At 43.8% G+C, this 2,824-nt stretch carries 4 protein-coding genes; all 4 read left to right on the top strand.

Annotated features, from left to right (window positions below; translation table 11 throughout):
- On the top strand, window positions 1–904 hold a 904-nt coding region (locus WB217_RS12705; RefSeq protein WP_423993584.1), incomplete at its 5' end, for an NERD domain-containing protein.
- 323 nt (window positions 905–1,227) lie between these two features.
- A complete protein-coding gene (tatA, locus tag WB217_RS12700) occupies window positions 1,228–1,428 on the top strand; it encodes a twin-arginine translocase TatA/TatE family subunit (RefSeq protein ID WP_423993583.1) in 201 nt (66 codons plus the stop codon).
- Between the two features lie 22 nt (window positions 1,429–1,450).
- Complete coding sequence (locus tag WB217_RS12695; RefSeq protein WP_423993582.1) at window positions 1,451–2,338, top strand: 4Fe-4S dicluster domain-containing protein; 888 nt, start codon at window positions 1,451–1,453, stop codon at window positions 2,336–2,338.
- A gap of 13 nt (window positions 2,339–2,351) precedes the next feature.
- Window positions 2,352–2,824, top strand: a 473-nt coding sequence (gene nrfD / locus WB217_RS12690) for an NrfD/PsrC family molybdoenzyme membrane anchor subunit (RefSeq protein WP_423993581.1), incomplete at its 3' end; no start/stop codon positions are given.

Genomic DNA, 2,824 nt, shown 5'->3' with positions numbered 1-2,824 from the left:
TTTACAGCGCAAGACAGAATTTGAAAACAGATTATCCAGAAAGTTGGGCGGTTATAAAGGTGAAAAAGAGCTAGACTACCATCTTTCACAATTCGACCATACAAAATTTAAGATTTTACATGATTTACGGATTCCCCACAACAATACCCACTTCCAAATCGACTCCCTTCTTATATCAAACACATTCATGCTTTCCATTGATTCCAAAAACTACGCAGGCATACTAGATTTAAATACAGAATTCAACTATTTGATTCAAACAATAAATGGCAATGAAAAAGTGTATCAGGATCCAATCCTGCAAACAAGAATCCAGGCTTCGCAACTTAAATCCTTTCTAATAAAAAATCAATTCTCCCCTCCGCCAATCGAATTCCTTGTTTCAGTCAGCAACTCGCAGGCTATGATTAGAAATCCTGACAACAATATGGAGGTGAGCAGGAGAGTATGCAAAACGCCTGCCGTTTCTTTTAAGATTCAATCTTTTAAAGACAAGTACCAAAAGGAGTTTTTATCTACAAAAGAAAGCAAGAAGATCGTTAAGCTGCTTTTGAAAAGCCATGAGTCATATGTGCCTGATATTAGTACAATGAATTTGCCCATGGATCATATCAAAAAGGGAGTTCAATGTCCGGAATGTGCCCATATCGGCATGAGAAGGATTCATGGCAGCTGGGTCTGTAACCAATGCGGATATCTTTCAAAAGATGCCCATCTTGCTACACTCAAGGATTGCTTCATCATTTTCGGTCCCGCTATCACAAGCCGGCAATTTTGCGATTTCCTTAATATCTCTTCAATCCACCAAGCCAAAAGAATGCTTTCTACAATGGATTTGGAAAGCCAAGGCTCAAAAAAAGGAAAGGTTTATATACCAAGCAAAAACTTTGATCTATGGAATTAAACAGTATGTAACTCTCTTCATTATGGCCCTCCCGCACACCCTGAAAAAATGTCTCATACCAAATCCCCCAGCACCATGCCAAAATGTCACATGCCAAAATTGCAACACCATGCCAAAATGTCACATAACAAAGCGGCCGGTTTGGAGCAAATAGCTCCTGCCAGCCGCTTTTTCATGTTCACAGAAGTGTCACGATTCCGCAGCTTCCTACAGCCGCAAGGTCTCCGCGCTTATTCCTATCAAAAATAGAGGCATGCCAAAAAAGTTGGCACGCCCCTTGCATTATAAATAAGCAAACAAAAATAAGAAAAGGATGTGGCATCATGCTATCCAATATTGGCATACCTGGTTTGATTTTAATCCTGACACTGGCGTTGATCATTTTCGGCCCTAAGAAACTTCCGGAAATCGGCAGGGCATTTGGGCAGACGCTGAAGGAATTCAAGAAATCTACAAGGGAACTGACAAGCGATATAACAGACGATATCGCAGAAGACCTGAAGGAAATCAAAAAAGAATTATAAAAGCATAAAGAGGTGAGTAATCATGGGTCTATTTTCAAATGAGAAAAAAGTAGATTATGACAAAATAGTCGACAAGATGCTTCCTGATGCGAAGAAGGAAATGGATGAATCACAGTATGATACCCAGCTTGGCTTGAACATGGCTCGCGATGCCAGGAAGGTTATCAGCGGAAAACTCAAAATCGAGGATTTCCACAAAGTTTATTCCTCTTCCCTTACAAAGGAATTCGGAAACTATTATGCTTCGGGAACTCCTGAAGAAAAGAAAAAAGGCGACGGTCCTAAATGGGCGATGGTCATCGATCTGAAAAAATGCGTTGGCTGCGATACTTGTACCGTCAGCTGCAAGGCTGAGAACCGTACGCCGCCGGGCATTTCCTACAATGTCGTCATGGAATCGCTTGAAGGAGAATTCCCGAACATCAAGGCGGTGAACCTGCCAAGACCGTGCATGCAATGTGATAAGCCAGCATGCGCTCAGGTCTGCCCGACAAGAGCGACATACAAAATGGAAAATGGCATTGTCGCCATCGATAATGACCGCTGCATCGGCTGCCGTTATTGCATCGTTGCCTGTCCATATGGTGCACGATCCTTCGATTTCGGCGAAAGCTATGAGCAGGAAATGATTGGCTATAATGACGTAACGAGCCCAGAGTATGGGAAAGAACGAGGCAGCCGTGAAAAAGGCAAGACACCGATTGGAACGGTCCGCAAGTGCAGCTTCTGCTTCCACCGTCTGCAAAGAGGCGAAGAGCCGGCATGCGTGGAAACCTGCATTGGCGATGCCCGCTTTTTCGGTGACATCAGTGATCCAAACAGTGTTGTATCAAAGCTTGCTGCTAGCCCAAGAGCCTTCCGCCTGAAGGAAGAACTTGGAACGCATCCAAACGTCATTTATTTACGATAGGAGGGACTTGGCGATGTCTAATCTCGCTGTTAATTTAAATCACAAAACGACTGCAAAACCAGCAGCTATATCAAAAGCCTTTAAAATATGGATCGCAGCGTTAACCGTGGCCTTTTTGATAGGCGGATATTTTATCGTAGAAAGGTTCATCACAGGACTCGCAGCTACGAATCTATCAAGCATCACTCCTTGGGGAGCGTGGATTGCTTTTTACATCTTCTTTGTAGGCTTGAGCGCTGGTTCGTTCCTGCTATCAACCTTAATCTATGTGTTCGGGATGGAAGAATATGAGAGGGTCGGAAAGGCAGCCTTGTTCACCGCAATCGTCTGTATGATTGTGGCCCTGACCTTCGTCCTGATGGATCTTGGCCGGCCAGAACGATTGCTGAACGCGATTATCTACTGGAATGTCACTTCACCGCTCGGCTGGGAAGTCCATTTTTACCTCGTGTATATTGCGCTATTAACCGCCGAGCTCTACATTGC

It is taken from the genome of Mesobacillus sp., assembly GCF_049588175.1.
GTDB lineage: Bacteria > Bacillota > Bacilli > Bacillales > Cytobacillaceae > Mesobacillus.
This window is presented reverse-complemented; position numbering and strand designations above follow the sequence as displayed.